26 protein-coding genes are annotated in these 23,224 nt (G+C 63.5%); 16 read left to right on the forward strand and 10 right to left on the reverse strand.

The window, feature by feature from the left end:
- The first annotated feature begins 44 nt into the window (after window positions 1-44).
- Window positions 45-1,313, forward strand: a complete 1,269-nt coding sequence (locus E1N52_RS33335; protein ID WP_133187907.1) for a M20 family metallopeptidase — start codon at window positions 45-47, stop codon at window positions 1,311-1,313.
- A gap of 32 nt (window positions 1,314-1,345) precedes the next feature.
- Window positions 1,346-2,032 (forward strand): trimeric intracellular cation channel family protein, encoded by a 687-nt coding sequence (locus E1N52_RS33340; RefSeq protein ID WP_133187997.1) that lies wholly within the window; start codon window positions 1,346-1,348, stop codon window positions 2,030-2,032.
- Window positions 2,033-2,074: 42 nt separating this feature from the next.
- On the opposite strand, the gene E1N52_RS33345 is transcribed toward E1N52_RS33340, so the two are convergent.
- Complete coding sequence (locus E1N52_RS33345; RefSeq protein ID WP_133187909.1) at window positions 2,075-2,284, reverse strand: hypothetical protein; 210 nt, start codon at window positions 2,282-2,284, stop codon at window positions 2,075-2,077.
- A 133-nt stretch (window positions 2,285-2,417) separates the two neighbouring features.
- On the opposite strand from E1N52_RS33345, the gene E1N52_RS33350 reads away from it, so the two are divergent.
- The 4 genes from E1N52_RS33350 (at window position 2,418) to E1N52_RS33365 (ending at window position 9,090) form a co-directional block, all read left to right on the forward strand.
- A complete protein-coding gene (locus tag E1N52_RS33350) occupies window positions 2,418-3,521 on the forward strand; it encodes a porin (RefSeq protein ID WP_133187911.1) in 1,104 nt (367 codons plus the stop codon).
- 54 nt (window positions 3,522-3,575) lie between these two features.
- Entirely contained in the window at window positions 3,576-6,107 is a 2,532-nt protein-coding gene (locus tag E1N52_RS33355; RefSeq protein ID WP_133187913.1) for a glucose/quinate/shikimate family membrane-bound PQQ-dependent dehydrogenase, read from the forward strand.
- Window positions 6,108-6,246: 139 nt separating this feature from the next.
- Window positions 6,247-7,284 carry a porin gene (locus tag E1N52_RS33360; RefSeq protein ID WP_133187915.1) on the forward strand — a complete coding sequence of 346 codons (1,038 nt, stop codon included), beginning with the start codon at window positions 6,247-6,249 and terminating at the stop codon, window positions 7,282-7,284.
- 162 nt (window positions 7,285-7,446) lie between these two features.
- Window positions 7,447-9,090, forward strand: a complete 1,644-nt coding sequence (locus tag E1N52_RS33365; protein ID WP_133187917.1) for an ABC-F family ATP-binding cassette domain-containing protein — start codon at window positions 7,447-7,449, stop codon at window positions 9,088-9,090.
- A gap of 35 nt (window positions 9,091-9,125) precedes the next feature.
- Here E1N52_RS33365 and E1N52_RS45360 read toward each other — a convergent pair whose 3' ends face one another.
- From E1N52_RS45360 to E1N52_RS33375, 3 genes are all read right to left on the reverse strand, one after another.
- Complete coding sequence (locus E1N52_RS45360; protein ID WP_281282793.1) at window positions 9,126-9,254, reverse strand: hypothetical protein; 129 nt, start codon at window positions 9,252-9,254, stop codon at window positions 9,126-9,128.
- 305 nt (window positions 9,255-9,559) lie between these two features.
- Window positions 9,560-9,994 (reverse strand): hypothetical protein, encoded by a 435-nt coding sequence (locus E1N52_RS33370; RefSeq protein ID WP_133187919.1) that lies wholly within the window; start codon window positions 9,992-9,994, stop codon window positions 9,560-9,562.
- Between the two features lie 115 nt (window positions 9,995-10,109).
- Window positions 10,110-10,439: a helix-turn-helix domain-containing protein gene (locus E1N52_RS33375; RefSeq protein ID WP_133187921.1), complete on the reverse strand. Its 330-nt coding sequence runs from the start codon at window positions 10,437-10,439 to the stop codon at window positions 10,110-10,112.
- Between the two features lie 238 nt (window positions 10,440-10,677).
- Here E1N52_RS33375 and E1N52_RS33380 point away from each other — a divergent pair, with 238 nt between their 5' ends.
- From E1N52_RS33380 to E1N52_RS33410, 7 genes are all read left to right on the forward strand, one after another.
- Entirely contained in the window at window positions 10,678-10,941 is a 264-nt protein-coding gene (locus E1N52_RS33380) for a hypothetical protein (RefSeq protein WP_133187923.1), read from the forward strand.
- 5 nt (window positions 10,942-10,946) lie between these two features.
- Complete coding sequence (locus E1N52_RS33385) at window positions 10,947-11,231, forward strand: hypothetical protein (RefSeq protein ID WP_133187925.1); 285 nt, start codon at window positions 10,947-10,949, stop codon at window positions 11,229-11,231.
- Window positions 11,232-11,792: 561 nt separating this feature from the next.
- Complete coding sequence (locus E1N52_RS33390; protein WP_425468179.1) at window positions 11,793-13,259, forward strand: replication endonuclease; 1,467 nt, start codon at window positions 11,793-11,795, stop codon at window positions 13,257-13,259.
- Window positions 13,256-13,519: an ogr/Delta-like zinc finger family protein gene (locus E1N52_RS33395; RefSeq protein ID WP_165979495.1), complete on the forward strand. Its 264-nt coding sequence runs from the start codon at window positions 13,256-13,258 to the stop codon at window positions 13,517-13,519. Before E1N52_RS33390 ends, E1N52_RS33395 begins: the two co-directional genes overlap by 4 nt.
- Window positions 13,516-13,728, forward strand: coding sequence for an Ogr/Delta-like zinc finger protein (locus E1N52_RS33400; protein WP_124261711.1), 213 nt, complete (start codon window positions 13,516-13,518; stop codon window positions 13,726-13,728). Before E1N52_RS33395 ends, E1N52_RS33400 begins: the two co-directional genes overlap by 4 nt.
- A gap of 75 nt (window positions 13,729-13,803) precedes the next feature.
- The gene (locus tag E1N52_RS33405; RefSeq protein WP_133187927.1) at window positions 13,804-14,445 is read left to right on the forward strand and encodes an AAA family ATPase; all 642 of its coding nucleotides are present in this window, start codon (window positions 13,804-13,806) and stop codon (window positions 14,443-14,445) included.
- A gap of 95 nt (window positions 14,446-14,540) precedes the next feature.
- Window positions 14,541-14,780, forward strand: a complete 240-nt coding sequence (locus tag E1N52_RS33410; protein WP_133187929.1) for a ribbon-helix-helix protein, CopG family — start codon at window positions 14,541-14,543, stop codon at window positions 14,778-14,780.
- 54 nt (window positions 14,781-14,834) lie between these two features.
- Here E1N52_RS33410 and E1N52_RS33415 read toward each other — a convergent pair whose 3' ends face one another.
- From E1N52_RS33415 to E1N52_RS33440, 6 genes are all read right to left on the reverse strand, one after another.
- Window positions 14,835-15,701: a S1 family peptidase gene (locus E1N52_RS33415; RefSeq protein WP_165979496.1), complete on the reverse strand. Its 867-nt coding sequence runs from the start codon at window positions 15,699-15,701 to the stop codon at window positions 14,835-14,837.
- 150 nt (window positions 15,702-15,851) lie between these two features.
- On the reverse strand, window positions 15,852-16,211 hold the full coding sequence (locus E1N52_RS33420) for a type II toxin-antitoxin system HicB family antitoxin (protein ID WP_133187933.1): 360 nt from the start codon (window positions 16,209-16,211) through the stop codon (window positions 15,852-15,854).
- On the reverse strand, window positions 16,208-16,462 hold the full coding sequence (locus E1N52_RS33425; protein WP_133187935.1) for a type II toxin-antitoxin system HicA family toxin: 255 nt from the start codon (window positions 16,460-16,462) through the stop codon (window positions 16,208-16,210). The genes E1N52_RS33420 and E1N52_RS33425 overlap by 4 nt, the downstream gene beginning before the upstream one ends.
- Before the next feature lie 65 nt (window positions 16,463-16,527).
- A complete protein-coding gene (locus tag E1N52_RS33430) occupies window positions 16,528-16,824 on the reverse strand; it encodes a hypothetical protein (RefSeq protein WP_133187937.1) in 297 nt (98 codons plus the stop codon).
- Window positions 16,825-17,277: 453 nt separating this feature from the next.
- Complete coding sequence (locus tag E1N52_RS33435; protein ID WP_133187939.1) at window positions 17,278-18,348, reverse strand: phage portal protein; 1,071 nt, start codon at window positions 18,346-18,348, stop codon at window positions 17,278-17,280.
- A complete protein-coding gene (locus E1N52_RS33440) occupies window positions 18,345-20,111 on the reverse strand; it encodes a terminase ATPase subunit family protein (protein WP_133187941.1) in 1,767 nt (588 codons plus the stop codon). Before E1N52_RS33440 ends, E1N52_RS33435 begins: the two co-directional genes overlap by 4 nt.
- Window positions 20,112-20,271: 160 nt before the next feature.
- Between E1N52_RS33440 and E1N52_RS33445 the strand changes: the two genes are divergently transcribed.
- From E1N52_RS33445 to gpM, 3 genes are read left to right on the forward strand one after another with little or no spacing between them, the layout of a single operon-like run.
- The gene (locus E1N52_RS33445) at window positions 20,272-21,339 is read left to right on the forward strand and encodes a GPO family capsid scaffolding protein (RefSeq protein ID WP_342777924.1); all 1,068 of its coding nucleotides are present in this window, start codon (window positions 20,272-20,274) and stop codon (window positions 21,337-21,339) included.
- Between the two features lie 52 nt (window positions 21,340-21,391).
- A complete protein-coding gene (locus E1N52_RS33450) occupies window positions 21,392-22,405 on the forward strand; it encodes a phage major capsid protein, P2 family (RefSeq protein WP_133187943.1) in 1,014 nt (337 codons plus the stop codon).
- Entirely contained in the window at window positions 22,402-23,124 is a 723-nt protein-coding gene (gpM, locus tag E1N52_RS33455; RefSeq protein WP_133187945.1) for a phage terminase small subunit, read from the forward strand. Before E1N52_RS33450 ends, gpM begins: the two co-directional genes overlap by 4 nt.
- Window positions 23,125-23,224 lie beyond the last annotated feature (100 nt).

The raw sequence follows: 23,224 nt of genomic DNA on the forward strand, positions 1-23,224 counted from the left end.
CACGCCGCACGTTGCACAATGAAATACGCATGAAGGAGTCGTCCATGCCCAATCTGGTCGAAACCGTGGCGCCCGCCATTGGCGCGCTGCTGCCCGAGCTCGAAGCGCTCTACAAAGATCTGCACCAGCATCCTGAACTCTCGATGCAGGAGTTCCGCACGGCGGCGCTCGTGGCGGAGCGCATGGAAAAGCTCGGTTACGAGGTCTCCCGCGAAGTGGGCGTGACGGGCGTCGTGGCCCTGCTGCGCAACGGCGAGGGCCCGGTCGTGATGCTGCGCGCCGACATGGACGCGCTGCCCATGGCCGAAGCCACCGGCCTGCCGTATGCGAGCACCGTGACCGCCAAAGACGAAGAGGGCGTGCAGGTGGGCGTGGCGCACTCGTGCGGCCACGACCTGCACGTGACATGGCTCCTTGGCGTGGCGCAGTTGATGGCCGCGCATCGCGCCGCATGGAGCGGCACGCTGCTTGCCGTGTTCCAGCCCGGCGAGGAAGTGGGGCGCGGCGCGCGCAGCATGATGGACGACGGCATGATCGAGCGCTTTCCGAGGCCCGACGTGATCCTCGGCCAGCACGTGATGGTGGGCCCGGCGGGCACCGTGGGCTATCGCAGCGGCACGATCCTCTCGGCCGGCGACAGCCTCAAGGTGAAGCTGTTCGGCCGTGGTTCGCACGGCTCGCAGCCGCAAACCTCGATCGACCCGGTGATCATGGCGGCTTCTACCACGCTGCGTTTGCAGACGATCGTCTCGCGCGAAATCTCGCCGCGCGAGGCGGCCGTGCTCACGGTGGGCTCGCTGCAGGCGGGTACGAAGGAAAACATCATCCCCGACGACGCCACGCTCAAGCTCAACATGCGCACCTTCGACGACGACGTGCGCGAGTACATGCTGGGCGCGATCCGCCGCATCTGTTGCGCTGAATGCACGGCCTCGAATGCGCCGCGTGAGCCGGAATTCACGACGCTGTCGAGCTACCCGCTCACGGTGAACGACGACGCCACCACGGCGCGCCTGCGCAAGGCCTTCGAAGCGTGGTTCGGCGAGCGCGCCTATGAAACGCAGCCGGCCGCCGCCAGCGAGGACTTCAGCGTGTTCGGCCGCGAATGGGGCGTGCCGTACGCGTTCTGGTTCGTGGGCGGCACCGACCCCGAGGTCTACGCGCAAGCCAGGGCCGCGAAGAAGCTCAACGAAATCCCGAGCAATCACTCGCCGAAGTTCGCGCCGGTGCTCGACCCTACGTTGCGCGCCGGCCTCGAAGCGATGCTGTGCGCGGCCGCCGCGTGGCTCGGCCGCGAAAGCGAGGCGGCGTGAGCGTGGCACTCGGGGCGCACGTGGGCGCGCATATCAACGCTCACACGGCCTATACGGTACTCGACCTGATCGGTACGTTCGCATTCGCAATCTCCGGCGCTGTGGCCGCGCGGCAGCGGCGGCTCGATCTGTTCGGCATCGTCGTCGTGAGCTTCATGGTGGCTTGCGGCGGCGGCATCATCCGCGACCTGTGCATCGGCGCAGTCCCGCCTGCTGGGCTCGCGAACTGGGCCTATCTCGCAGTCACGCTGCTGGCTACGGGGCTGACCATTGCTGCGTACCCGCAGGTTCGGCGGCTGCGTCATCCCGTGCTGTTGTTCGATGCGATCGGTCTCGGGCTCTTTGCGGTGGCGGGCGCGCAGAAGGCGCTTGCGTACAGCCAGAGCGCGGAGCCGGCCATCATCCTCGGCATCGTGAGCGCGGTAGGCGGCGGCGTGATGCGCGATGTGCTGCTCTCACGCGTGCCCGCCATTCTCGAGCGCGAGATCTATGCTTCGGCGGCGCTGCTTGGGGCCGCCGTGCAGGTGGGGCTCACGTACGCGGGCTGGTCGACGTTCTGGACGCCCTGGGTGGCCGTGGTTTCGTGCGTGGCGTTGCGGCTGGCCGCGCTCTATTTCGGCTGGCGTTTGCCGGTTTTTCACGCTGTGCGCGCGACTCAGCCGCAGCCTGCCCAGAGTGGTGACGTCACGAAAGCAGATTCGCGGCACGACGCGCGCTAGCGTCAGCCGCATTACACCGCTGGATCGAAAGCGATTTCGGCGTTACACACCGCGCTGATCTTCGGGGCGAAGCTGGATATTCGAAAGCGTCGCGTTTGTGATTCGCGCGGATCGACGCTGCGTTTGCGCGCGGCTTTCGCCCCGCGATGCGCCGCGCATGGTGCGGCGCGGCACGCAATATGCTCTGCCACCGGCGCCGTCGCGCGCCTGCAACTGTTCGCCGTCCAGCCAAAATACGGCTTTTTTCACCACGCGCTATGCTTTTTTAGTGCGCGATGTGGCTGGCCGGCATGAGACCACGCGCGCCGGCTGTCCGCACGTTCAATCACGCTATCCGCCCCGGCATGGACCGGACCAAGAAAGAAGACTCCACGAGGGAGCCAACGTGAAAGCGACTCTGGGCGCAGTGGTGCTGCTCGCCGCCAGTTCGGCCGCGTGCGCGCAATCGAGTGTCACGATGTATGGCCGCGTGGATGGCGGCATCGAATACCTCAATCACATCGCGAATGGCAACGGCGGCAGTTCGAGCCGCTGGAGCGCCGAAGGCGGCGACTGGGGTACCAGCATGTTCGGCCTCAAGGGCACTGAGGACCTGGGCGGCGGCAGCGCCGCGATCTTCAACCTCGAGACCGCCGTGCAGATCATGAACGGCACGACGGGCGGCGGCCGGCTCTGGTCGCGCCGCGCGTTTGTGGGGTTGAAGAACGACACATGGGGCCAACTGCAAGCCGGCCGTAACCTCTTCATCGACAGCGACGGCGTGTGGGCATTCGATCCGTTCGTGCAGCAGGCAGTGTCGTCGGCCTCACTTGTGCGAGGGCGCAACTGGCAGCAAACGAGCAACAACATCGAATATCACAGCCCGGTGTGGAACGGCCTCGATGTACAAGGGCAGTATTCGTTCGGCAACCAGCCAGGCAACTTCAACGCCGGCGCCGAAGGCGAGTTCGGCCGCTCGGACGGCATCATGCTCTCGTATCACTCGCCGCTCTTCGATTTGCGCGGCATCTACGACGAACTGCGCGATTCGAGCGGCCGCTTTTCCAACATCTTCACGGCCTCGCGCGAGTACTTCGTGGGCGGCAACCTGCGCGTGCAGAAGTTCAAGATCCAGGCTGCGTACACGCATTACTCCGCACCCGATTCGCCGCCAGGCATTTCCGATACCGCCGATCACTACTGGCTGGGCGCGACCTGGCAGGCCACACCGAAATGGGCGGTGACCACCGCGGGTTTCTATATTCACGTAGGCGAGGGCGGCGGCGACGCCGCGCACGACCCCGCGAGCCACGCCATGCTCTACGTGCTCGGCGCGACGTACAACCTGAGTGCGCGCACGTTCCTGTATGGCACGGTCGCTTATGTGGACAACAGCAAGAACGGTACGTTCTCCGTGTTCGCCACGCCGCGCGACTCGAGCACGCCGACCAGCCCCATGGCTGGCCAATCGCAAACGGGCGCCTACGTCGGGATGATGCACGTGTTCTGACGCCACGCTATTTTCCGCCATCGCAGACGGCATTCTTCGAGGAAGGTTGAGATCATGGCCAGACTATCGAAACCGCTGGGCTTCATCGGAGTCATCTCCGTACTGTTCACATTGCTCACGGCGGTGTATCTGCTGGCTGGCGGCGCGTGGCTCATTTCTCTCGGCGGCTCGCCGTACTACGTCGTGACGGGCGTGCTGCTGCTCGTCTTCGCCTGGCTGCTATGGCGCGCGAGCCCCTCCGCGTTCGTGCTCTATGCGATCGTGCTGATCGGCACCGCGATTTGGGGCCTCTGGGAGTCAGGGCCGGACTTCTGGGCGCTCGTGCCGCGCTCGGGCGTGCTGGTGGTGTTCGGCATCTGGCTGCTCGTGCTCATGAGCTGGCACCTGGAGCGCCCGCGCCAGTTCGGCGTGCTTTCACTCGTGGTCGGGCTGCTCGTATGGGGCGGCGTGCTCGCGTATGCGCATTTCAACGACCCGCAGCAGATCAACGGCTCGCTCGCGGCGGTGAGGGCCACGCCCGCGCCGAACGTCGACGGCATCGAGCCGTCCGAATGGCCCGCTTATGGACGCGACCAGCAAGGCACGCGCTATTCGCCGCTGCAGCAGATCACGCCCGAGAACGTGCATAACCTCCAGGTGGCCTGGACCTTCCGCACCGGCGACACGAAAGGCCCCAACGATCCGGTCGAGATCACCAACGAAGTCACGCCGATCAAGATCGGCGATCTGCTTTACCTGTGCTCGCCGCACCAGATCCTGTTCGCGCTCGACGCGCAAACCGGCGAGCTCAAATGGAAGTTCGATCCGAAGCTTCAGGCCGATCCCTCGTTCCAGCACGTGACCTGCCGGGGCGTGTCGTTCGTGGATCTTTCGGCGGCGTCCGTGAACGCCGCGGCGGCGGACCTGGGAGCGACAGCGACGACGCCCGCGGCCGCATCGGACGCCGCGGCGGCTTCGGGAACCGAAGCGGCTGCGCCAGCCAGTGATCCTGCGTCAGCAACGGAAGCCGCCGCGCCCGCGAGCGCACCCGCGGCCGCAGCAACGCCTGCCGCCACGAACGGCACCTGCATGCGCCGCATCCTGCTGCCCGTGAACGACGGCCATCTCTATGCACTCGATGCGCTGACGGGCGAGCGTTGCGCGGGCTTCGGCAACAACGGCGACCTCGACCTGCAGCACGCCATGCCGGTCACGACACCGGGCATGTACGAGCCCACCTCGCCGCCCATCGTCACGAACAAGGTGATCATCGTGGCGGGCGCGGTGGAAGACAACTTCTCGACGCGCGAGCCTTCGGGCGTGATTCGCGGCTTCGACGTGCGCACGGGCGAACTGCTGTGGGCGTTCGATCCGGGCGCGGCAGACCCGAACAAGATTCCGGGCCCCGGCGAGCACTACGTGTGGAATTCACCGAACTCGTGGGCGCCGGCCGCCTACGATGCGAAGCTCGATATCGTTTATCTGCCGATGGGCGTGAAGACGCCGGACATCTGGGGCGGCGACCGCACGCCCGACCTGGAGCGTTACGCAACGGGCCTGCTCGCGCTGCACGCCTCGACCGGCAAACTCGCCTGGTTCTACCAGACGGTACACCACGACCTGTGGGACATGGATCAGCCCTCGCAGCCCACGCTCGCCGACATCACCGACAAGGACGGCAAGACCGTGCCGGTGGTGTATGCGCCCGCGAAGACGGGCAACCTGTTCGTGCTGGACCGCCGCACCGGCGAGCTCGTCGTGCCCGCACCCGAAATGCCGGTGCCGCAGGGCGCGGCGCCCGGCGACCACGTCTCGCCCACACAGCCGTTCTCGGAACTCACGTTCCGGCCGTCGAAGAATCTCACCGACGCCGACATGTGGGGCGCCACGATGTACGACCAGCTCATCTGTCGCGTGATGTTCCACAAGCTGCGCTATGAAGGCACGTTCACGCCGCCTTCGCTGCAGGGCTCGCTGATCTTCCCGGGCAACCTCGGCATGTTCGAGTGGGGTGGCCTCGCCATCGACACCGACCGGCAGATCGCGGTGGCGAACCCCATCGCACTGCCGTTCGTCTCGCGGCTCATTCCGCGCGGACCGGGCAATCCGATGGAACCGCAGCCGGGCGCGAAGGGCAGCGGCACGGAGGCGGGCATCCAGCCGCAATACGGCGTGCCTTATGGCGTGACGCTCAATCCGTTCATGTCGCCGATCGGGCTGCCTTGCAAGCAGCCGGCGTGGGGTTACATCTCCGTGGTCGACCTCAAGACCAACAAGATCGTCTGGAAAAAGCGCATCGGCACGACGCGTGACAGTTCGCCGATTCCCGTGGCCTTCCGCACGGGGATGCCGATGCTGGGCGGTCCGATGGTGACGGCAGGCGGCGTGATCTTCATCGGCGCGACGGCAGACAACTACCTGCGCGCCTTCGACGTCAACAACGGCAATCGGCTCTGGCAAGCGCGGCTGCCCGCCGGCGGTCAAGCCACGCCGATGACGTACGCGGTGAATGGCCGTCAGTTCGTCGTGATCGCGGCAGGCGGGCACGGCTCGTTCGGCACGAAGCTCGGCGACTACGTGATTGCCTACGCGCTGCCGAAGCAATGAGCAAGGCGCGGTCGCCTGGCAACACCGGGCGGCCGCGGTTTGTGCGTTTTCCACGCGGCGGCAGGCAAGAAGCACAGCACCTGCCGCCCCTCACGCAGCATGCGACGCACCGCTCGTGCGCCTCACCCGCTTTTCCCTCATGAGTCGAACATTGCGCGCGGCGCGCGCCTGGGCGGTGTTGTCCGCGGCAACATTCGCCACGTTGCACACGATAAGCGCACACGCGCAAAGCTCGGTCACGCTGTACGGGGCGCTCGACACGAGCATCGAGGTGACGAATCCGGGCGCGGGCTGGGTCGCGCGCATGGACTCGGGCGCGTATCGCGGCTCGCGCTTCGGGTTGCGCGGCGTGGAGGATATCGGCGACGGCATCAAGATATTGTTCGAGCTGGAAAACGGCTTCGGCTCCAACGACGGGACCTTTGCCGTAGCCAACACGATCTTCAACCGCCAGGCATGGATAGGCCTCGGCACGCAATGGGGCACGGTGCGCGTAGGGCGGCAATACTCGCCTATCTATATTCCGTTCAAGGGACAACTCGACGCGTTCGGCGCGGGCACCATCGCTTCGGGCCTCAACAATCTATCGAAGATCACGCCATACGAAAGCAACGCGATCACTTATCTGTCTCCCGACATCTACGGTTTCTCGACCACGCTGATGGCCTCGCTGCGCGATCCGTCCGCGGGCAGCAACGGGCTGGCCGGCAACATCGAAACCGTCGAGTGGCGGCACGGACCGTTTCGCATTTCATATGCGCATCAACAGCAAAACGGCGATGGCGCGTTGCGAGCCAATCTGGGAGGCGTGTCGTACGTCCTCGGCCAGGTGACCGGATTTCTCGCGTATTTCAACGGCGATGGCGGCACGCCGCGCAACCACAACAACGGCGTCTCGGTCTCGGCGCGCTATGCGATCACCTCGCGGTTTCGCGCTTCGCTCGGTTACGCGTGGGTGCACGACCTCTCGGGCGCCGATAACGACGCCGACCAGTTCAGCGCCGCGTGCGAATACGACCTCTCGAAGCGCGTGCTGCTCTACGCGAGCGCAGGGTGGCTGCGCAATCGTAATGAGGCGACCTTCACGCTGCGCGGCGTGAACGTCACCGGCCTGCCGCCGTCATGGCCGGGCGCGCCAGTGCGCGGCGTGCAGTTTGGCATGATCGACCGCTTTTGAAGCGTACGGCTTGTGCCAGGCATCGCGCGTTGTTATCATGCGCCTTCCATACCTGCACACCGGACTCCAGCCAAAGTGGACAACTAAGCTTTCCCCAATAAATGTTTTCGCGCCAGCGTCATACACGCTGCGCGAGTGGTTTCATACATTCGGGAGAAGCTTATGGCTCGAGTCACGCCAGCCGCGACGCTTGTCGCACTCCATCATATTTCGTTCCGGTTCGATAGCGGCGTTACGCTATTCGACTCGCTAGACCTCGTTCTCGATCGCGTGCCCACTGGCATTGTCGGCCGCAACGGCGTCGGCAAAAGCATGCTCGCGCAACTGATCGCCGGGCGAATCGAGCCGACGTCCGGTTCGATCGACCGGCACGTCAGGGTCGCGTTCGCGGCCCAGCAACATGTCGACGCATCGCACGATAGCCAGACTGTTGCGCAAGTCGCGGGGCTCGATGCGCCGCTCGCGGCCCTGGCGCGGCTAGCAAACGGCGTGGCCGACACCGGCGATTTCGACTTGATCGGCGAGCGCTGGGATCTCGCTGAGCGCCTGCGTATGGCGCTTGATGCGGCAGGGCTCGATCATCTGGAGTCCGATGCATTGGCGCGCACGCTTAGTGGTGGCGAACTTGCGCGCGTTACCTTGATCGGCGCGCTGCTGGCGGACGCCGGCTTGCTCGTGCTCGACGAGCCGACCAATCACCTCGACGCCGCTGGCCGCGCGTGGCTGCGCGGGGCGCTTGAGGGATGGCGCGGTGGCCTCGTCGTCGTGAGCCATGACCGTGCGCTGCTTGCGCAAATGCAGCGCATTATCGAGGTCACGCCCAAGGGCCTGCGAGCCTATGGCGGCAACTATGCCAGCTACCGCACGCAGCGCGATGCAGAACACGAAGCGGCAAAAAGCGCGCTCAGCCATGCGCGCACTGAACGCGAGCGAGCCGCGCGCAGGCTTCAGCGCGAACACGACACGATACAAAGACATGCCGCCGGCACATTGCGTTACGCGAAGACGGCCAATCTATCCTCGATGGCGAAAGAGGGGATCAAGGGCGGTGCGCGCAATGTGATGGGGCAGGTCAGGGCCGAGCAGCGCGAGCGCAAGGAGGCGCTCGATGAGCGCGTGACCGAAGCTGTCGCACGCGTCGAACCCGACGCGCCCGTGCTGGTGGCGCTGCCTGGCGCCGAGATTAGCGCGCGCCGCCAGGTCTTCACGCTTGAAGAGGCGAGGCTGCCATGGCTCGCGCACGACGATCCCGCCGCCACGCTCAACTGGTCGTGCAGCGGCCCTGTTCGCGTGGCGCTGACGGGCCCGAACGGATGCGGGAAGTCGACACTGCTGCGCCTGCTTGCGGGACAGTTCGCGCCCGACGCGGGGCGCAGCGTGACGCATGTCCGCAGCGCATACATCGACCAGAAACTCGCGCAGCTCGATCCCGACCGCTCGATCGTCGAACAACTCGGGTTGCTCGACACACCGCTCGCAGAAGGGGAGTTGCGCAGCCGGCTCGCGCTATTGCAACTTGATGCCGCGCGCGTGACTCAACCGTCGCGCCACCTGAGCGGAGGGGAGCGGTTGAAGGCCGCGCTCGCCTGTGCGCTCTGGCGCGGCGCGCCGGCGCAGTTGCTGCTGCTCGACGAGCCTACCAACCACCTCGATCTGGAATCCGTGCGCGCGATCGAAGGGGCGCTGGCAGACTTCCCGGGCGCACTGGTCGTGGCGTCGCACGACGCAGATTTCATCGCCGCGCTCGCGCCGACGCATACGATGCAGTGGAGCCGCGACGGATGGCGCTACGATCCCGTCATCTGATCCATCGGGTAACGAATCGATTAACGGAGGCGCGCCTAGAAGCGATACGTCAACGCCACCTGCGCCACGGGATACCAGCGATACCGTTCGATCTTCTCTGTGAGCTTTTGCTCCTCGTCCTGAATGTCATCCGGTCCGACGAAAAGCTGATAGATCTCGGGCACGTTATACGTGAGGTGAGGGCGGCCATAGGCAACGCCGAGGTCGGCCGCGAAGCCGTTGGGCGAGATACGGGGCCTTGCACGGCTAAATTGCTCCGTTGCTTTATGCCGCTTCGACCCTGACGCTGCGGCTGCCAAAACCCGGTAAAACTTGCTTCGCCTGTGTTTCCTCAGACTACGCTCCGAGCGGATTAGTCCGTTATTCAAGAGGGAATCTGCGAATTGGCGCGCGTTCGAGAAGCGGATGATCCGTTGCGGCGATGCACTTGGTGCAGTCGCAACGGTTGGGTGGAGTTAATCGCGGATGGCTAATCGAAGGCCGTGCAGAGGCGCTCGATCGGCACGGCGATCAGTATGCAGATCGAAAAAGCGAGCCCGAAGGTGAAGGCTACGGAAGTCGTCGCTCCGCACCAAGCGATGAAGCGCCTGGCGTCGCGCTTTTCGTGCGCGACGTAGGCAATCTTGCGCCAGGCCCGGCCCGCGGCGTAGGTAATGGCGAGCGCGAGCACTAGCGCGCAGACCGAGGCGATGCCGAGGATCCACTGTGTGCCGTGCCAGCCTGGCAGCGGATCTTGCGTGACGGCGTCGGCGCACGCCGTGGAAACCAGCGTGACGCCGAGCGCCAGATGCAGCAGCCAGATGAGCGGCACCGCGCACAGACCGAGCCAGGCGGCGACGCGCTGTGCGCGCGTCGGCTGCGAGCCGGCGCCGGTTGGTTGCCCGGATGTCGGGGCGGACGTCATCGGTTCCTCCTTTGAAGCGGCATGGGTTCGCGGCGCAGGAGGTGTGCCTGGTTGATGTTATTTGATTTTACATAACATAAAAACTAGCACGACAGTGCACTAACTTTAGCTGGCGTTACACCTGCGGGAACCAAGCCCCGCAAGCGTTAGTGGGTAGCGCCAGCCACCGAAAACCCTTGGAAAAATTTTCCAGGGCGTCTACCCAAAACGCGCGGTGACGATCGTCTCGCGCACGTTCGGCATGCGTCGCGGCGACGACTTCAAACGCCCGCACTCCCAAGATTTCAGCGACACGAAAACAAGTGTCCTCATCAAACGTCGACTTCCCATTTCGGTACGCGCTCACGGTAGAGCGGGTGACGTTCAACACTTTGGCGGCAGCGTAATCCGACGGCAGATCAAGCTTGATCTTGACGGCGTCGAGCCATTCGATCGTTGTTTTCATTGAGAAAACCCCTGTTAATTCAACCCGATGTCAAGGGTATCCGAACGCTCGACCCCTCGCAACGATCGGACGGTCCGAACGTTCGACCCATATTGACATGTTCGGTGGGGTCGAACTATAGTCCGGCTGTCGCCCCGGTAACTGGCTCTCAACCCCGCCAGTGCTGGACTTGCTACCCGGCCACCGGGGCGATGTTTCTCAAAAACATCGTTCTCGGGGTTGAACAGGGGGTGCAAAAATGGCTGTTTCTCAGCAACATATCGTTACAGGTCTCACCGATTTGCAACGGCTGGCAACGCTTGAAAAGGGCGCAATCAGCCACTTCGGCGCCGATCACTCGACTGGCAAGCAAGCCGAATCCCATCGCAAACCCTCCCTTAAAACCGTCTCGCCCATTCATCCCTCGGCGCTCGGCGGCTACACCATCGAAGGTCCGTTCAATCGCCGCCCGTCGCGCATCGCCCGTGCGCTCGATCGTTTTTTCTACTGGCTCGGCGCGTAACTGCTATGCGCTCGTCAACCGCGTTCGGGGAAATCGGGTATCGCGTCGATGATGGCGATATCGGATATGCGGGCAGTACGCACCTGTCGTTCAAGCCGCAGACCGCGCCGAGCGTCGCGCATATCCGCGCAACCGCGCGCGGCGACGCGGAGCTCTCCCGCATCAAGTCCATTCTCACCACGACGAAGGCAACGCGCAGCGCGGGGCAGAGCACGACGCCGCGCCGCGTGGACGTGACGCCTGACGCCTATTGGGCGGCAATCTCTCGCACAGTGCGGGGCTTCGCGTAATGCTCGGCAGAAACGACGTATGGGCCGCTGGGCTGGTCGCGCCGTTCCCGCGTCGCTGGCAGGCGAACATGATGCGCGAATGGGATCGCCGCCGCGCAGCGTTCAACCCGAAGAAAGTCACGGGAGAGAACGACGCGCAGCGCGCGGCTAACGTCGCATTGCGTGATGCTGTCGCGTCGCTTGCGAGCCACGCCGTGAGCGACGAGCTGCCGCTCGATGCGCTCGACCATGACGTGATTACGCACGCACGCGAATGCGCTGAACAGGCACGCGTGCGCACGCTTTCGCTTGAGGCATGGCAGGAAGCAGGGCGATGCGCAGCGCGAGCCGCGGGAATTTCGGCGCTGGAGCTGGCGCCGCTCGAAGTCCTCGAAGCGCGCGTGATGCTCGCCGACTTCTGCGTGTCGCGCGGCGTCGCGCCCGCGACTGGCCGAATTGACGACGAAGGCGCCGTGCGCCGGATGATTGCGCCGAAGTGGTGGACGATGCGCATGCGCCGCGCGCACGCCCGCGCCGTTGAGGCGGCCGCTATCGACTTCGGGCTCGTCAACCGCCTGCGCGATGTGTACGTGTCTAACGAAGGGCTCGCGGCGCGCGAAGCGCAGAACGCGCAACGCGGCGATGCTCGAAACAACGATCGCGCACAACCTCGACACCGACCAAGAATTTACGCTTGCCGAGCTGTCGGCGAAGGGACCGGCCAACAAGGCCGTGCGCCGTGCGGAGCTCATGACGCGCATCGCCGGTTTCGAGCGCATCGCCATCGCCTCGGGCCATGCGGGCCTGTTCCTGACGATCACTTGTCCGTCGAAAATGCACGCGTTCAAGCTCGTCGGCCCGGAAGGCCGCGAAAAGGCAATTCGAAACACGAGGTACGACGGCACGAAACCCGACGACGCACAAGCCTATCTGCGCGGCGTTTGGGCTTGTATCCGCGCGGCTCTCGCGCGACGCGGAATCAAACTCTATGGCTTCCGTATCGCCGAGCCACAACACGACGGTACGCCGCACTGGCACCTGCTCGTTTTCTACCCGCCGCAGCACGATGCGACCGTCGAATCGACGGTGCGCCGCTACGCGCTCGCAATGGACGGTGATGAGCTCGGCGCGCAAAAGAAGCGCTGCGATTTCAAGCGCATGGACGCCGCACTCGGCACGGCCGCTGCCTACATCGCGAAGTACGTCGCGAAAAACATCGACGGCTACAAGCTCGACAAAGATCTGATTGGAAACGATGCGCTCGAAACGTCGGCGCGTGTGGAAGCGTGGGCGTCGCGCTGGCGCATTCGCCAGTTCCAGCAGATTGGCGGGCCGCCGGTGACGATCTGGCGCGAGCTGCGCCGCGTCGAATCTGTTCCGGCCGATGCGCCCGCACATGTGCGGGCGGCGCACAACGCCGTGAACCGCGTCGCGAAGCTCGAAGGGCGCGAAAACGCGTCTGTTGCTTGGGATCACTACGTCAACGCGCAAGGCGGCGTGCATTGCGGCCGTGATTACCTCGTGCGTCTCGCGACATTCCGCGACGGCTCGCGCACGGCCTACGGCGAAGAAGCCGCCGCGAAGCCGGTCGGCATTGAGTATTTCGAAGTCGCGAAGATTCGCGACGCGATCGGTAACTGGATTGACGTGATGCCGCGCACCGTCACGATCGAGTCGAAACGCTATCGGTGGGAAGTCGTTCGCGTGGCGCAATCGGCCGGTGCGACCGTTCGCGGTACGTTCGACGGCCGCGTGATGCAAGGCGGCGGCGCGACGGACATGGCAGGCATCGAACAGCCTGACCTGTGGCTGTCGGGCGACGCCTACGCTAAATGGGCCGCAAAGTATCCCGACGCGGCTCGGGATTGGGAGTTTGGTTTTGAGCGCGCGCAGCGCGCGCCTCGGACCTGTGTGAATAACTGTACGCGACCGGCCGCAGAGCCGGTATTTGACCACCACGCGGCCGCACCGATCGACGCAGATTTCGACGGCGCGGCCCTGAATTTCGCCGGGGGCGGCGCTATTCGTACTGACCGGAGACCGGAATGACGACCATGAAAATCGAGTGTCCTTGCTGCGATGGTGAAATCGACGCGCGGCACACGGAAGGCCTGTCCGACACGATGCGCCGTATGTACTTCGTCTGCGACGACTGCGGCTATCGCACGCCCGCCGGATTCGAAATCCTGTACTCGCTGTCGGCGTCGGCGAAACCGCGCGCCGACATTGCGCTCGAAGTGCGGCCGTCGCCGATGTTGCGCGGCGGCGTCAACGCGCGCACGACCGTCGCACTCGCGAGGGCGGCATGAGGTTCACCATCAAATGCCCGCACTGCGGCGCGCGCGGCATCGCGCGGTCGATTGAAAAGGTCTCGCCAACGTCGTGGCTGCTCGATTTCCAGTGCGACGACGTGACGTGCGGCCACACGTACCGCACGCAGCTCGACATGTATCCGCCTGAGACGCCGATACCGCGCCGCGAGCGGCGCGAGACGGGCGCGCTCCAGTTCGACGAATAGGCGGCCCGCCTCATTGCAATCAGGCTGATATCGGGTCGATATCGGCGGTCTGTTTCATCATGCTCGGGGGAGCAAATGTCAAAAATCGTAGTGATCGGAAATTCGAAGGGCGGCACGGGCAAATCGACGAGCTCGTTGCAGTTCTCGATCGGGCTCGCGCGCGAAGGCGCGCGCGTGTGGCTGGTTGACGGCGACCGGCAGGAAACGAGCGTGACTGCAATCACCATGCGGGCTCAAAGCGGACGGGCGCCGATTGCTGCGTCGGCCTACGCTAACGGCGCCACGCTGCGCGCCCAGGTACTCCAGCAGCGTGACGCATACGATTTCGTCGTGATCGACGCGGGCGGCCGCGATTCGAGCGCGCTGCGCGCCGCGCTCACCGTCTGCGACGCCGTCGTAATTCCCTGCCTGCCGCGCACGTTCGACGTGTGGGCGATGCAGGATATGGTGCAGCTTGTTGACGATGCGCGCGCCGTCCATGACCTCAAGGCGTTCGCCTTCCTCAATTCAGCAGACGCCAACGGCGCCGACAACCGCGACGCGGCGGCCGCCATCGCGGATTTCAAACAGGTCGAGCTTCTGCCGTTCCGACTCGGCCGCCGCAAAGCCTACGCGAACGCGAGCGGTGCAGGGCTACACGTCGAAGAAATGCCGCGACGTGACACCGTGGCTTGCGCCGAAATCGACCGGCTCACTGCGGCGGTGTTCGGCGTGTAATGCAATATCGACTTGCCATCTATTAGATATCGGTTTGATATCAAGTTAGTAGCAAGTCGATATCGAATCGATATCGAAAAGGGAAGGGCGAAAAGATGACGATCACGAAACGGCCGGCAGTCGGAAGCCAGGCGCAAAGCGCCAATGCCTTTATCGCGGGTGCGCCCGACGCGGCGCACGAGCAAGAAGCCGAACCGGCGCGACGCAGGAAGGAGGTGATTAGCCTCGGTGTCGATGGCGAGCTGCTGAAACGAATCGACGAGCGAGCCACCAAGCTCGGTCTTTCGCGCGCTGCTGCGATCAATCTCGCGATCGCGCGTTTTCTTCACGAATAGTAAAAAAGCCGCACTTGGGTGCGGCTTTTTTCATGGATAAGACGGACGGTCGTGTTAAGAGTCGCTTACTGTGCCGCTGTACCAGGCCCAAATCAATTTGGGATCAATGCCATTGAAGCTATGTGGCATGACGTGAAGCTGTCCGTCTCTGACGAGATGGGCCATCGGATATTTCACGTTCCTCGGAAACTTCGGACCACGATTTACTGAAATAGTAAGCCGCAGTATCGGCCATAGCATGCATACGTAGCTGATCGGCTCGTCTTGGTCATCGCCCGGAGAAAGCGACCCGGAAATGATGCCGCACAGCGCACCTTCTTGGTCGAAAACGGGGCCTCCACTCATTCCCCCGTCAAATCGGGCCGCGATTCGGTAGCAGGGAAACGTGAAATTTCCGGCAGGCTGACCTTGCGGCAAGATTTCTTCCACCAAACCTGTAGAGGTCGTGGGCGCGTCGGTCAGTTCCAAATGATAGTTCCCATTCTCCGCGGGTCGTGTGTCGACCTTCGAGCTGTGGTAACCGAAGGCTGCGAGTCTTTCGCCAAGACGCGGCGGACCAAACGCTAGCGGAGGGTGCCGCCACTTCATCTTCGCGCCAGAATTGCGCAACAACTCTCGTGAGCTGCTTCGAAATAGAGCGAGATGCAAGACGGATATGTCTGTGTCGGGGTGACTCCATGCCTTCACAACTTGGTAGATGATATAGGTTGGGCCGGGCAAGCATTGATACAGTCGAATCGAGTAGTCCGCGATCACGGGCGTGCCATCCTCGTCTGTTTCGGTGCCGAACCTTGTCGTAATTTCATCGAGAACGTGCTTCGCGGTTAGAACAACGTATGGCGCGATGAGTGTGGCTGTACCAATGACGTAAGTTTCACCGCCTCCAAATTCGACCAAGACCCGTAGGGCGAATTCAGACATCAGTGTGTCTGCTGGCTCTTTTGCGAAAGTTGATTTTTGGGGAATCGACATTGCGATGAAATGATGGCGTTAATTTCAAGCGTTTCGCTCGACCACAGTAGGGCCGCCACGTTGCAAGGCGCGAGACGCGTCTGGGTGGGCAGCCGCGCTTCATGCGTGCGCGGCACGCTCCAGCACTTCGCGCGCGGCGCGGCCCAGCACTTCCTCTGACCACTGATTCACGCTCTCGCCCGAGACGGCCGCCGCGATGCCAACGCGCGCATGCACGTCGGGATCAATGCGGAGCATCAGCTTGCCCGATGCGGGCTTTTGCGGCTTGCGCCCGGCTTGCTCGCAGTCCGTCAGGTAGTGATCGACGGCCGCGTGAAAGTCGGTCATCAGCTCCTCGACGGTCGAGCCGTGAAAGCTGATCTTGTCGTCAACGCCGAGCACATGGCCGACGAAAATGTTGTCGCGCCCGTCGAAGTCGATGCGGGCGAAATATCCCTTGTAGCTCATTGCATTGCTCATGGCTTTATCCCCATTTCGCTAAACCAGTCGCGCAAGTCTTCAACCTGATACCGCTTTGCCTCTTTGCCCGGATGCGGGCGGTGATGGTAGCGGCGCTGGCCGTTCAGCTCGAAGGCGATGCGCGACCCGGCGCCTTCGTGGATTTCGCCGCCCAGGGCGACGACAAGCGATTCAATGTCCGAAAACACGATCGCGCCCAAAGTCGGCTTCGTGTAGATCGCGGCGAGGGTGCGGGCGTGTTTCGTTTTCATGCCTTTATGATAGCAAAAAGTGATATCAATATGCAATCAGAAAGTGATATCACTCGCGTATTGCTTCATTCTTTCGATGCGCCTCGACGGCTCACGATGCGGTCGATTACGGCTTGTTGGCGCGGCGTGGGCTTGTCCGTCAAACACGGCTCATTGTCCAGCTCGCGCTCGAAGCAACTCCAGACCGTAGAAGGCACGACGCCCGAGCCGCCGGAGCCGAGCAGGCTGCGTATCTGCTGCGCGCGCGTGATGGTCGAGCGAAGCCGGTGAATCTCCCAAAGCAGCTCCAGCACGAGCGCGTCTGGGCGTTCCTCCCATATTTCAGCAAGGCGGGCGGCGGTGAGCGGCGGGCGGTGCGGCATGGCATTGACTCAAAGCAAACACTGTATGGATATACAGTATAGCGCCGCGTGACACAACGCGGGGCGGCGGCCGGGCGCGCCAGAGGGCTCCAGAGCGGCCGCGCGTGAACACGGTGCGGCGGGGCTCGGCGCAGTCGCGGCAAGGGTGTGTCGGGGCTGGCAGGCGGCCGGGCGGGGCGAAAACAGGGCCGGGGCTCGGGCGCGCGCGCACCATGACGCAGCCCCAAAAAACGCAGTCCCCCTCCCCGCCTGCCCGTTTCTAAAAGGGCTCGTTTTGATGCAGACGGCGAGCGGCGCGCAAGTCCCGCCACTGGCGGGGCTCGGCGGTTTTCGGGCGGCTCGCGGTTAACGCACGTAAACGCAAAAAAACGGCGTTTTGATGCAACGTTTACTTGCGGGCGAGCGTGTAGAGCAGGGCGGCGCGCAAAATTTGCAAAATCGCGCGCCCGCGCGTCAGGAAACGACCGATTTTTTCCCGGACGGCTCGATCGGGTCGATGCTGTACGGTGCGAATCGCACGATTTCGTCGCCAGCCCATTCGTTGAAGGCGAGAAACTGCGTCTGGAGCGGGGTGATTTCGTTGCGCCCGAACACCTTGGCTGCCGTGTCGGCGGCGCCAAAGCCGCCCGTGTTGCTCGGAACGATGCCGAGTAGCTGCGGCGGCACGCGATGGGCGGCGAGCAGGTCGTCGCGCGTGATGTTCTTGATGTTGAAAAACTCGTCCTTTGCCGCGACCTCACTCACCGGAATGAGTTGCAGGCCGTCTTTCTTGCCCTGTGGCGAGTAGTAGAACAGGTTGCGGAAATTGCCCGGCCCCTTGGCGCTCTTGAGCGCTTCGCGCAGTGAATCAATGTCGTCCTGATCGGCGGCCGGGTCCGTCAGGTACAGGATGAAGCCCGCATGGCTGCCGTTCTCGTAGTAGCGGCGGCGAAACAGCGTCGAGCTCTCATTGAGCCAGGCGGCATGCAGGGCGCCGAGATATTCGGGCAAGCCGTACACCTCCTGATTTACGTCGGGCTCGATGAGGTGATGCACGTCGCCCGCCTCGAATTCGTGAACGACCTGCCAGCCGTTCGTCTGCGCGTAGCTGACCATGTCGGTGCGGCGGCGCATGTATTTGCCGGGCGCCGCCTCGAATCGCAGCGTGTCGCCGAGCCGGTTTCGCTGGCGTTCCATGTAGCCATTGCCGAACATCAGGAAATCGAGCGCCCAGCGGCGGAACGTGTCGCGTGACATGAGCCTGTGCGGAATGAACGTGGACGCGAGCACGTTGCGTTTGAAGTAAAGCGCGGACGCGTGGTGCGTACCGGCGCGGAACGACTTCGCGAGCGCCGACCAGCTAATCGGCGGCTCATACCAGCCGTTGTAGGTGACGAGCTCGGCGTAATCCAGCAGCTCGGCGCGATTCATCACCGGCGTGGGATCGCCGAACGTGAACGCACTCGCGCCCGCCGTGCTTTTCGGCTCTGCGGCCGCTACCGTGCCGCGCTCGTGGCGCGCTGCGCGCCTGTGGCTCGCTTTCATGTAGAAATCTCCATAAATCCAGAATTGCGGGCCGCCATGCCTTCCAGCGGCTCGTTTGAAATCGCGTGCAGGACCGACCACGCAAGGTCCGCGTGTCCGGTTTCCTCGCTACGGCCCGCCGTGTAGGTGACTTGCCGGCCGCTTGCCGTGACGGTCTTTTTGATCGCCATGAAGGCGGCGGCCATATCGGTCCAGCCCGCGTCAAATTGCAGCCGGCCGCCGTTGACGACAGAAAGGCCTTTGAGCACGAGCATGCCCTTGACCTCGGGCGAGTAATTGAGCGCGACGGCACCGGGGTAAAACTGGCGCACGAGCTGATAGACACCCTGACCCATGCCGGTCGTGTCGATCGCCATGTACGTGACTTGGTAGCGCTGCGTGATTTCCTTGATCTTCGCGGCCTGCGCCTCGAAATCCATCCCGCGAAACTGGTGCTTTTCCAGCACGCGAAACGGGCCGCCGGGAACCACAGGCGGCGCGACGACGGAGAGCGCCGCGGAGTCGCCCGTAAGCGCCGGGTCATACCCGACCCACACACCGCGATAGCCGAACGGACGCAGCAGCAGCGGCTCGAAGTCGGTCCAGACCTCCCACGAATCCACCATGCAGCGCTGTAGATTGGCCAGGGTGAAAACCGACGCGGTATCGTCGATAAACTGGCACATCAGCAGGTTCGCGAAATCCTCGGGGCTGTACTTGCGCCGTAGCTCTTCAAGATCGAAAAGCGAACACCCGCCGCGCAAAGCATCCTCAACCGTCACGATCTGGCGCCACTGGCCATCCTCGCAAAGCCGACCGCGCGCAAGTGCCTCATGCGTTACATCGAAGTGGACGTGATCGGCCTTCGCGCGGCCGCGATTGATGTGCTGCCCGTTCCAGAACGTGTAAGCCTGGTGCGCGAGACTGGATGGCGTAGAAAAATATGTCTCACGCCATTTCTTGTGCATCGCCATGCCTGACGCGACCGCCTGGAGTTCCTTGAATCGCGCGATCCAGAAATACTCGTCGACGTACAGATTGCCGTGATAGCTCTGTGCTGTGCGTGCGTTCGTGCCGAGAAAATAGAGCGTGGCGTCGTTCGGCAAGACAATGGGGTCGCCCGTCAAATCAACGTCGGCGGCCTCACGCGCGAACTGCGTGATGTACTGCTTGAATACGTGCGCCTGTGCTTTGCTCGCAGAAAGAAAAATCTGGTTGCGGCCAGTCTGTAGCGCATCGTCCAGCGCTTCGCGCCCGAAATAGAACGTTGCGCCGATCTGGCGTGACTTGAGAATATTGCGCGTACGGTGATGCCCGTTTCGATACCAGACCTTCTGATAGTCGAACTGGCAATCGAGAAACGCCTCGTGCAGCCTCGCAACCTGCGCGTCGGAAAACTCATTGCGCGCGGCTTTTTTCTTCGGCGCCGCGCTGCGTGCCTCGACGTTCGGATTCAGGTCCGATTCCTTGCCCGTCTCGGAATACTTTCGCACGCGCGCGGAGCGTTCGAGCTGCCGCATGAGCAGGTCGATTTCCTTGTAATCGCCGGGCTCCTTTTTCTCTTTCGCCACGAGCGCATTCACGCGCATTTCGATGGTCATTTCGACCGTATCAATGGGCGATGCCTTATCCCAGTTCTCGCGCTGTTTCCACGTCTCGACCGTCGAACGATTCAACTCAAGATGACGCGCAATAGATGACACGCGCCACCCCTGCCAGTACAGGGCGCGCGCTGCCTTTCTTGGGTCGGCATTCGTGGCCGCGTTATCCGTGATTTCAAGCATGGCCGAAGCGTAACCGGCCAACGCGCGCGCGCGCAGAAGTTCGGTTTGTACCCGGCCGCATCACGTTTTCAATTGATTGCCGCCACGCGCCATCACCGGCAACATTCAGTTACACGATTTACGCCGTATCGACGATTTGAAACTTTCCATTGGAGTGCTTATGATGTTCAAGCGCAAGCTGACTTTCCTCGCGGCCGCAGTCGGCTCGATCGCTTCGCTGTTTGCGATCGACGCACATGCAGCCACGACCACGATCACGGCAGGCATGCAGCACGCCGATGTGATCGGTGCAGCCAGCACCGCAGCAGCGGGTGCGCTTGGCGTCGGCCAGATCGCAGCGACGGGTGGCAATCACGCCATCACGTCGAAGAAGTTCCGCGTTGCGGTTGAAGGCGCTACGACGGACGGTCGCAAGATCGAACGGGCGTGGATTCAGCAGATGGCCGCGCAGTACAGCGCTGAACTGTACGGCGCACGCGTCAACTGCGAACACATTCGCGGAATGGCGCCTATGACCGACAACGCCAATTCGAGCCCCTTCGGTTCGTATGGCGATGTTATCGGGCTCAGCGCGGAAGAAATCGCAGACGGCCCGCTCAAGGGCAAGCTCGGGCTGTATGCGCAGGTTGCGCCGACACAAGCGCTGATCAACCTCGCAAAGGCGCGCCAGAAGGTGTACACGTCGATCGAAATCAACCCGTCATTCGCCGACACGGAGCAGGCGTATCTGATCGGCCTCGCCATCACGGATAGCCCGGCCAGCCTCGGCACTGAGATGTTGTCGTTCGCTGCAACGCAGGGCGACAACAATCCGCTTGCGCACCGCAAACAGTCTCCGGGCAACCTGTTCACGGCCAGCGAAGAAACCACGCTCGAATTCGAAGCCACGACGCAGACGCCGATCGGCGCGGGCGTGGCCCTGTTCAAGCGCGTGGGCGAACTGCTCGGCATCACGAAAGAGAAGGGCGCCGCCGACGAAAAGCGCTTCGGCGATATCACGCAGGCCGTCGAAATGCTCGCGACGTTCTCGCGCGAGCAGGCCACGCGCGCCGACACCTTCGCCGAACGCCTCACGAAGCTCGAAACTGAGCTCGACGCCGAGCGCAAGGCACACACCGCGACCGCGCAGGCGCTCGAAAAGCTGACGACGAAGCTCTCGACGGAACCGGGCGGCACGACGCGACCGACCGCCACCGGCACGAGCGAAGGCCACAAAACGGACTGCTGATCGCGGCCATTACCGGCTGGCTCACCCCTCAACGAATCGGAGAATCACCCTCATGCGCAACGATACCCGCGCGAAGTTCGACGCCTATCTCGGCGACATCGCGAAGCTCAACGGCGTGCCGAATGCCGCCGTGAAATTCACGGTCGATCCGTCCGTACAGCAGACGCTCGAAGGCCGCATTCAGGCGTCGAGCGAGTTTCTGAAACGCATCAGCATGATCGGCGTCGACGCGCAGGCAGGCTCAAAAATCGGCCTCGGCATCGGCGCACCGATCGCGAGCACGACCGACACGAGCACGAAAGACCGCACGCCGGTCGATCCGGCGAGCCTCGACGACAACGGCTACTTCTGCACGCAGACGAATTTCGACACGGCGCTGTCCTATGCGCGTCTCGATGCGTGGGCGCACAAGCCGGATTTTCAGACCCTGATCCGCGACGCGATTCTCAAGCGCACCGCGCTCGATCGCATCTGCATCGGCTTTAACGGCACGAGCCGCGCCGCAACGTCGGACCGCGCAAAGAATCCGCTCTTGCAGGACGTGAACAAGGGCTGGCTCCAGAAGTTCCGCGATAACGCGCCCGATCGCGTGCTGCACGAAGTCACGAAGGATTCGAACAAGATCACCATCGGCAAGGGCGCTGACTTCGAAAACCTCGACGCGCTCGTGCTCGACGCGCTGCAACTGCTCGACGAGTGGTATCGCGACGATCCGTCCGTCGTCGTCGTGCTCGGCAGTTCGCTGCTGCACGACAAGTATTTCCCGATCGTGAGCAACGCCAACGTCGCGACCGAACAGGCTGCGCTCGATCTCGTCATCAGCGGCAAGCGCATCGGCGGCAAGCAGGCCGTGAGCGCCCCGTTCATGCCCGCCGACAAGATGCTCATTACGCGCCTCGACAACCTGTCGATCTATTTCCAGAACGGCGGCCGCCGTCGTTCGGTGATCGACAACCCGAAGCGCGACCAGGTCGAGAACTACGAGTCGAGCAACGAAGCCTATGTCGTGGAGGACTACGGCTGCGGCGCGGTTGTCGAGAACATCGAAATGGCTGAGGCGGCCTGAGCATGACGAGCCCCGCACGCCGACACCAGGCACGCATTCGCGCCGAACGCGCGGCCGCATCGGCGGCGCCCGGCGAGTCGCTGGCAGGCGCGAGCCACTACGAGCTCATGCTTGCGAAGCTGCTCACCGACATTCGCCGCCTGCACGCGATTCAGTCTGTCGCCCGCAAGATCGACGTGAAACGCGAAGTGCTGCCCGAGTACGCCGACTATGTGACCGGCTCGCTCAAGGGCGGGCGGGGCGCGCAAGACGAAGTGCTCACCACGGTGATGATCTGGCGTATTGACGCAGGCGACTACGTCGGCGCGCTCGAAATCGCTCGCTACGCGCTGCAACACGGGCTGTCGCTGCCCGCGCGCTACGACCGCAGCACGGCCGCCGTGCTCGCCGAACAGTTCGCCGACGCTGCGCTCACTGCGCTGCGCGACGGCGGCACGTTCGACGCCGACCAGCTCAACGAAGTGCGCGAGCTGACCGAAGGCACCGACATGCACGACCAGATTCGCGCGAAGCTGCACAAGGCGCTTGGCCTCGCATTCATGAAGGCAATCGGCGACGACAGCCTCGACGATCTGACCGACTACGGCCGCGCGCGTGCTGCCCTGCAATGCCTCGAAACGGCTTTGAAGCTCGACGCACGCGCCGGAGTGAAACAGAACATCAACCGCCTGCAAACGCAGGTGGAAGATGCGGACGGCCGCCGGGCCGCCCGCACGTAAAGAGCCCCCCCGGCAATGGCGGCACCGGCGTTCACTCCCAACACCTGACGGCAACGGGATTCGAACGCCGGTCCACCGCCACCTATTCCTCTCGTCGCAT

It is taken from the genome of Paraburkholderia guartelaensis (assembly GCF_004353905.1).
Lineage (GTDB): Bacteria > Pseudomonadota > Gammaproteobacteria > Burkholderiales > Burkholderiaceae > Paraburkholderia > Paraburkholderia guartelaensis.

What these genes read in the sequence shown, in the direction of transcription:
- E1N52_RS33335 (WP_133187907.1), top strand. Translation starts at nt 45, where the DNA reads ATGCCCAATCTGGTCGAAACCGTGGCGCCCGCCATTGGCGCGCTGCTG.
- E1N52_RS33370 (WP_133187919.1), bottom strand. Translation starts at nt 9,994, where the DNA reads ATGACGTCCGCCCCGACATCCGGGCAACCAACCGGCGCCGGCTCGCAG.
- E1N52_RS33445 (WP_342777924.1), top strand. Translation starts at nt 20,272, where the DNA reads ATGATGTTCAAGCGCAAGCTGACTTTCCTCGCGGCCGCAGTCGGCTCG.
- E1N52_RS33355 (WP_133187913.1), top strand. Translation starts at nt 3,576, where the DNA reads ATGGCCAGACTATCGAAACCGCTGGGCTTCATCGGAGTCATCTCCGTA.
- E1N52_RS33365 (WP_133187917.1), top strand. Translation starts at nt 7,447, where the DNA reads ATGGCTCGAGTCACGCCAGCCGCGACGCTTGTCGCACTCCATCATATT.
- E1N52_RS33385 (WP_133187925.1), top strand. Translation starts at nt 10,947, where the DNA reads ATGCGCTCGTCAACCGCGTTCGGGGAAATCGGGTATCGCGTCGATGAT.
- E1N52_RS33360 (WP_133187915.1), top strand. Translation starts at nt 6,247, where the DNA reads ATGAGTCGAACATTGCGCGCGGCGCGCGCCTGGGCGGTGTTGTCCGCG.
- E1N52_RS33375 (WP_133187921.1), bottom strand. Translation starts at nt 10,439, where the DNA reads ATGAAAACAACGATCGAATGGCTCGACGCCGTCAAGATCAAGCTTGAT.
- E1N52_RS33400 (WP_124261711.1), top strand. Translation starts at nt 13,516, where the DNA reads ATGAGGTTCACCATCAAATGCCCGCACTGCGGCGCGCGCGGCATCGCG.
- E1N52_RS33415 (WP_165979496.1), bottom strand. Translation starts at nt 15,701, where the DNA reads ATGTCTGAATTCGCCCTACGGGTCTTGGTCGAATTTGGAGGCGGTGAA.
- E1N52_RS33380 (WP_133187923.1), top strand. Translation starts at nt 10,678, where the DNA reads ATGGCTGTTTCTCAGCAACATATCGTTACAGGTCTCACCGATTTGCAA.
- E1N52_RS33440 (WP_133187941.1), bottom strand. Translation starts at nt 20,111, where the DNA reads ATGCTTGAAATCACGGATAACGCGGCCACGAATGCCGACCCAAGAAAG.
- E1N52_RS33435 (WP_133187939.1), bottom strand. Translation starts at nt 18,348, where the DNA reads ATGAAAGCGAGCCACAGGCGCGCAGCGCGCCACGAGCGCGGCACGGTA.
- E1N52_RS33405 (WP_133187927.1), top strand. Translation starts at nt 13,804, where the DNA reads ATGTCAAAAATCGTAGTGATCGGAAATTCGAAGGGCGGCACGGGCAAA.
- E1N52_RS33420 (WP_133187933.1), bottom strand. Translation starts at nt 16,211, where the DNA reads ATGAGCAATGCAATGAGCTACAAGGGATATTTCGCCCGCATCGACTTC.
- E1N52_RS33395 (WP_165979495.1), top strand. Translation starts at nt 13,256, where the DNA reads ATGACGACCATGAAAATCGAGTGTCCTTGCTGCGATGGTGAAATCGAC.
- E1N52_RS33430 (WP_133187937.1), bottom strand. Translation starts at nt 16,824, where the DNA reads ATGCCGCACCGCCCGCCGCTCACCGCCGCCCGCCTTGCTGAAATATGG.
- E1N52_RS33410 (WP_133187929.1), top strand. Translation starts at nt 14,541, where the DNA reads ATGACGATCACGAAACGGCCGGCAGTCGGAAGCCAGGCGCAAAGCGCC.
- E1N52_RS33390 (WP_425468179.1), top strand. Translation starts at nt 11,793, where the DNA reads ATGTGTACGTGTCTAACGAAGGGCTCGCGGCGCGCGAAGCGCAGAACG.
- E1N52_RS33425 (WP_133187935.1), bottom strand. Translation starts at nt 16,462, where the DNA reads ATGAAAACGAAACACGCCCGCACCCTCGCCGCGATCTACACGAAGCCG.
- E1N52_RS33450 (WP_133187943.1), top strand. Translation starts at nt 21,392, where the DNA reads ATGCGCAACGATACCCGCGCGAAGTTCGACGCCTATCTCGGCGACATC.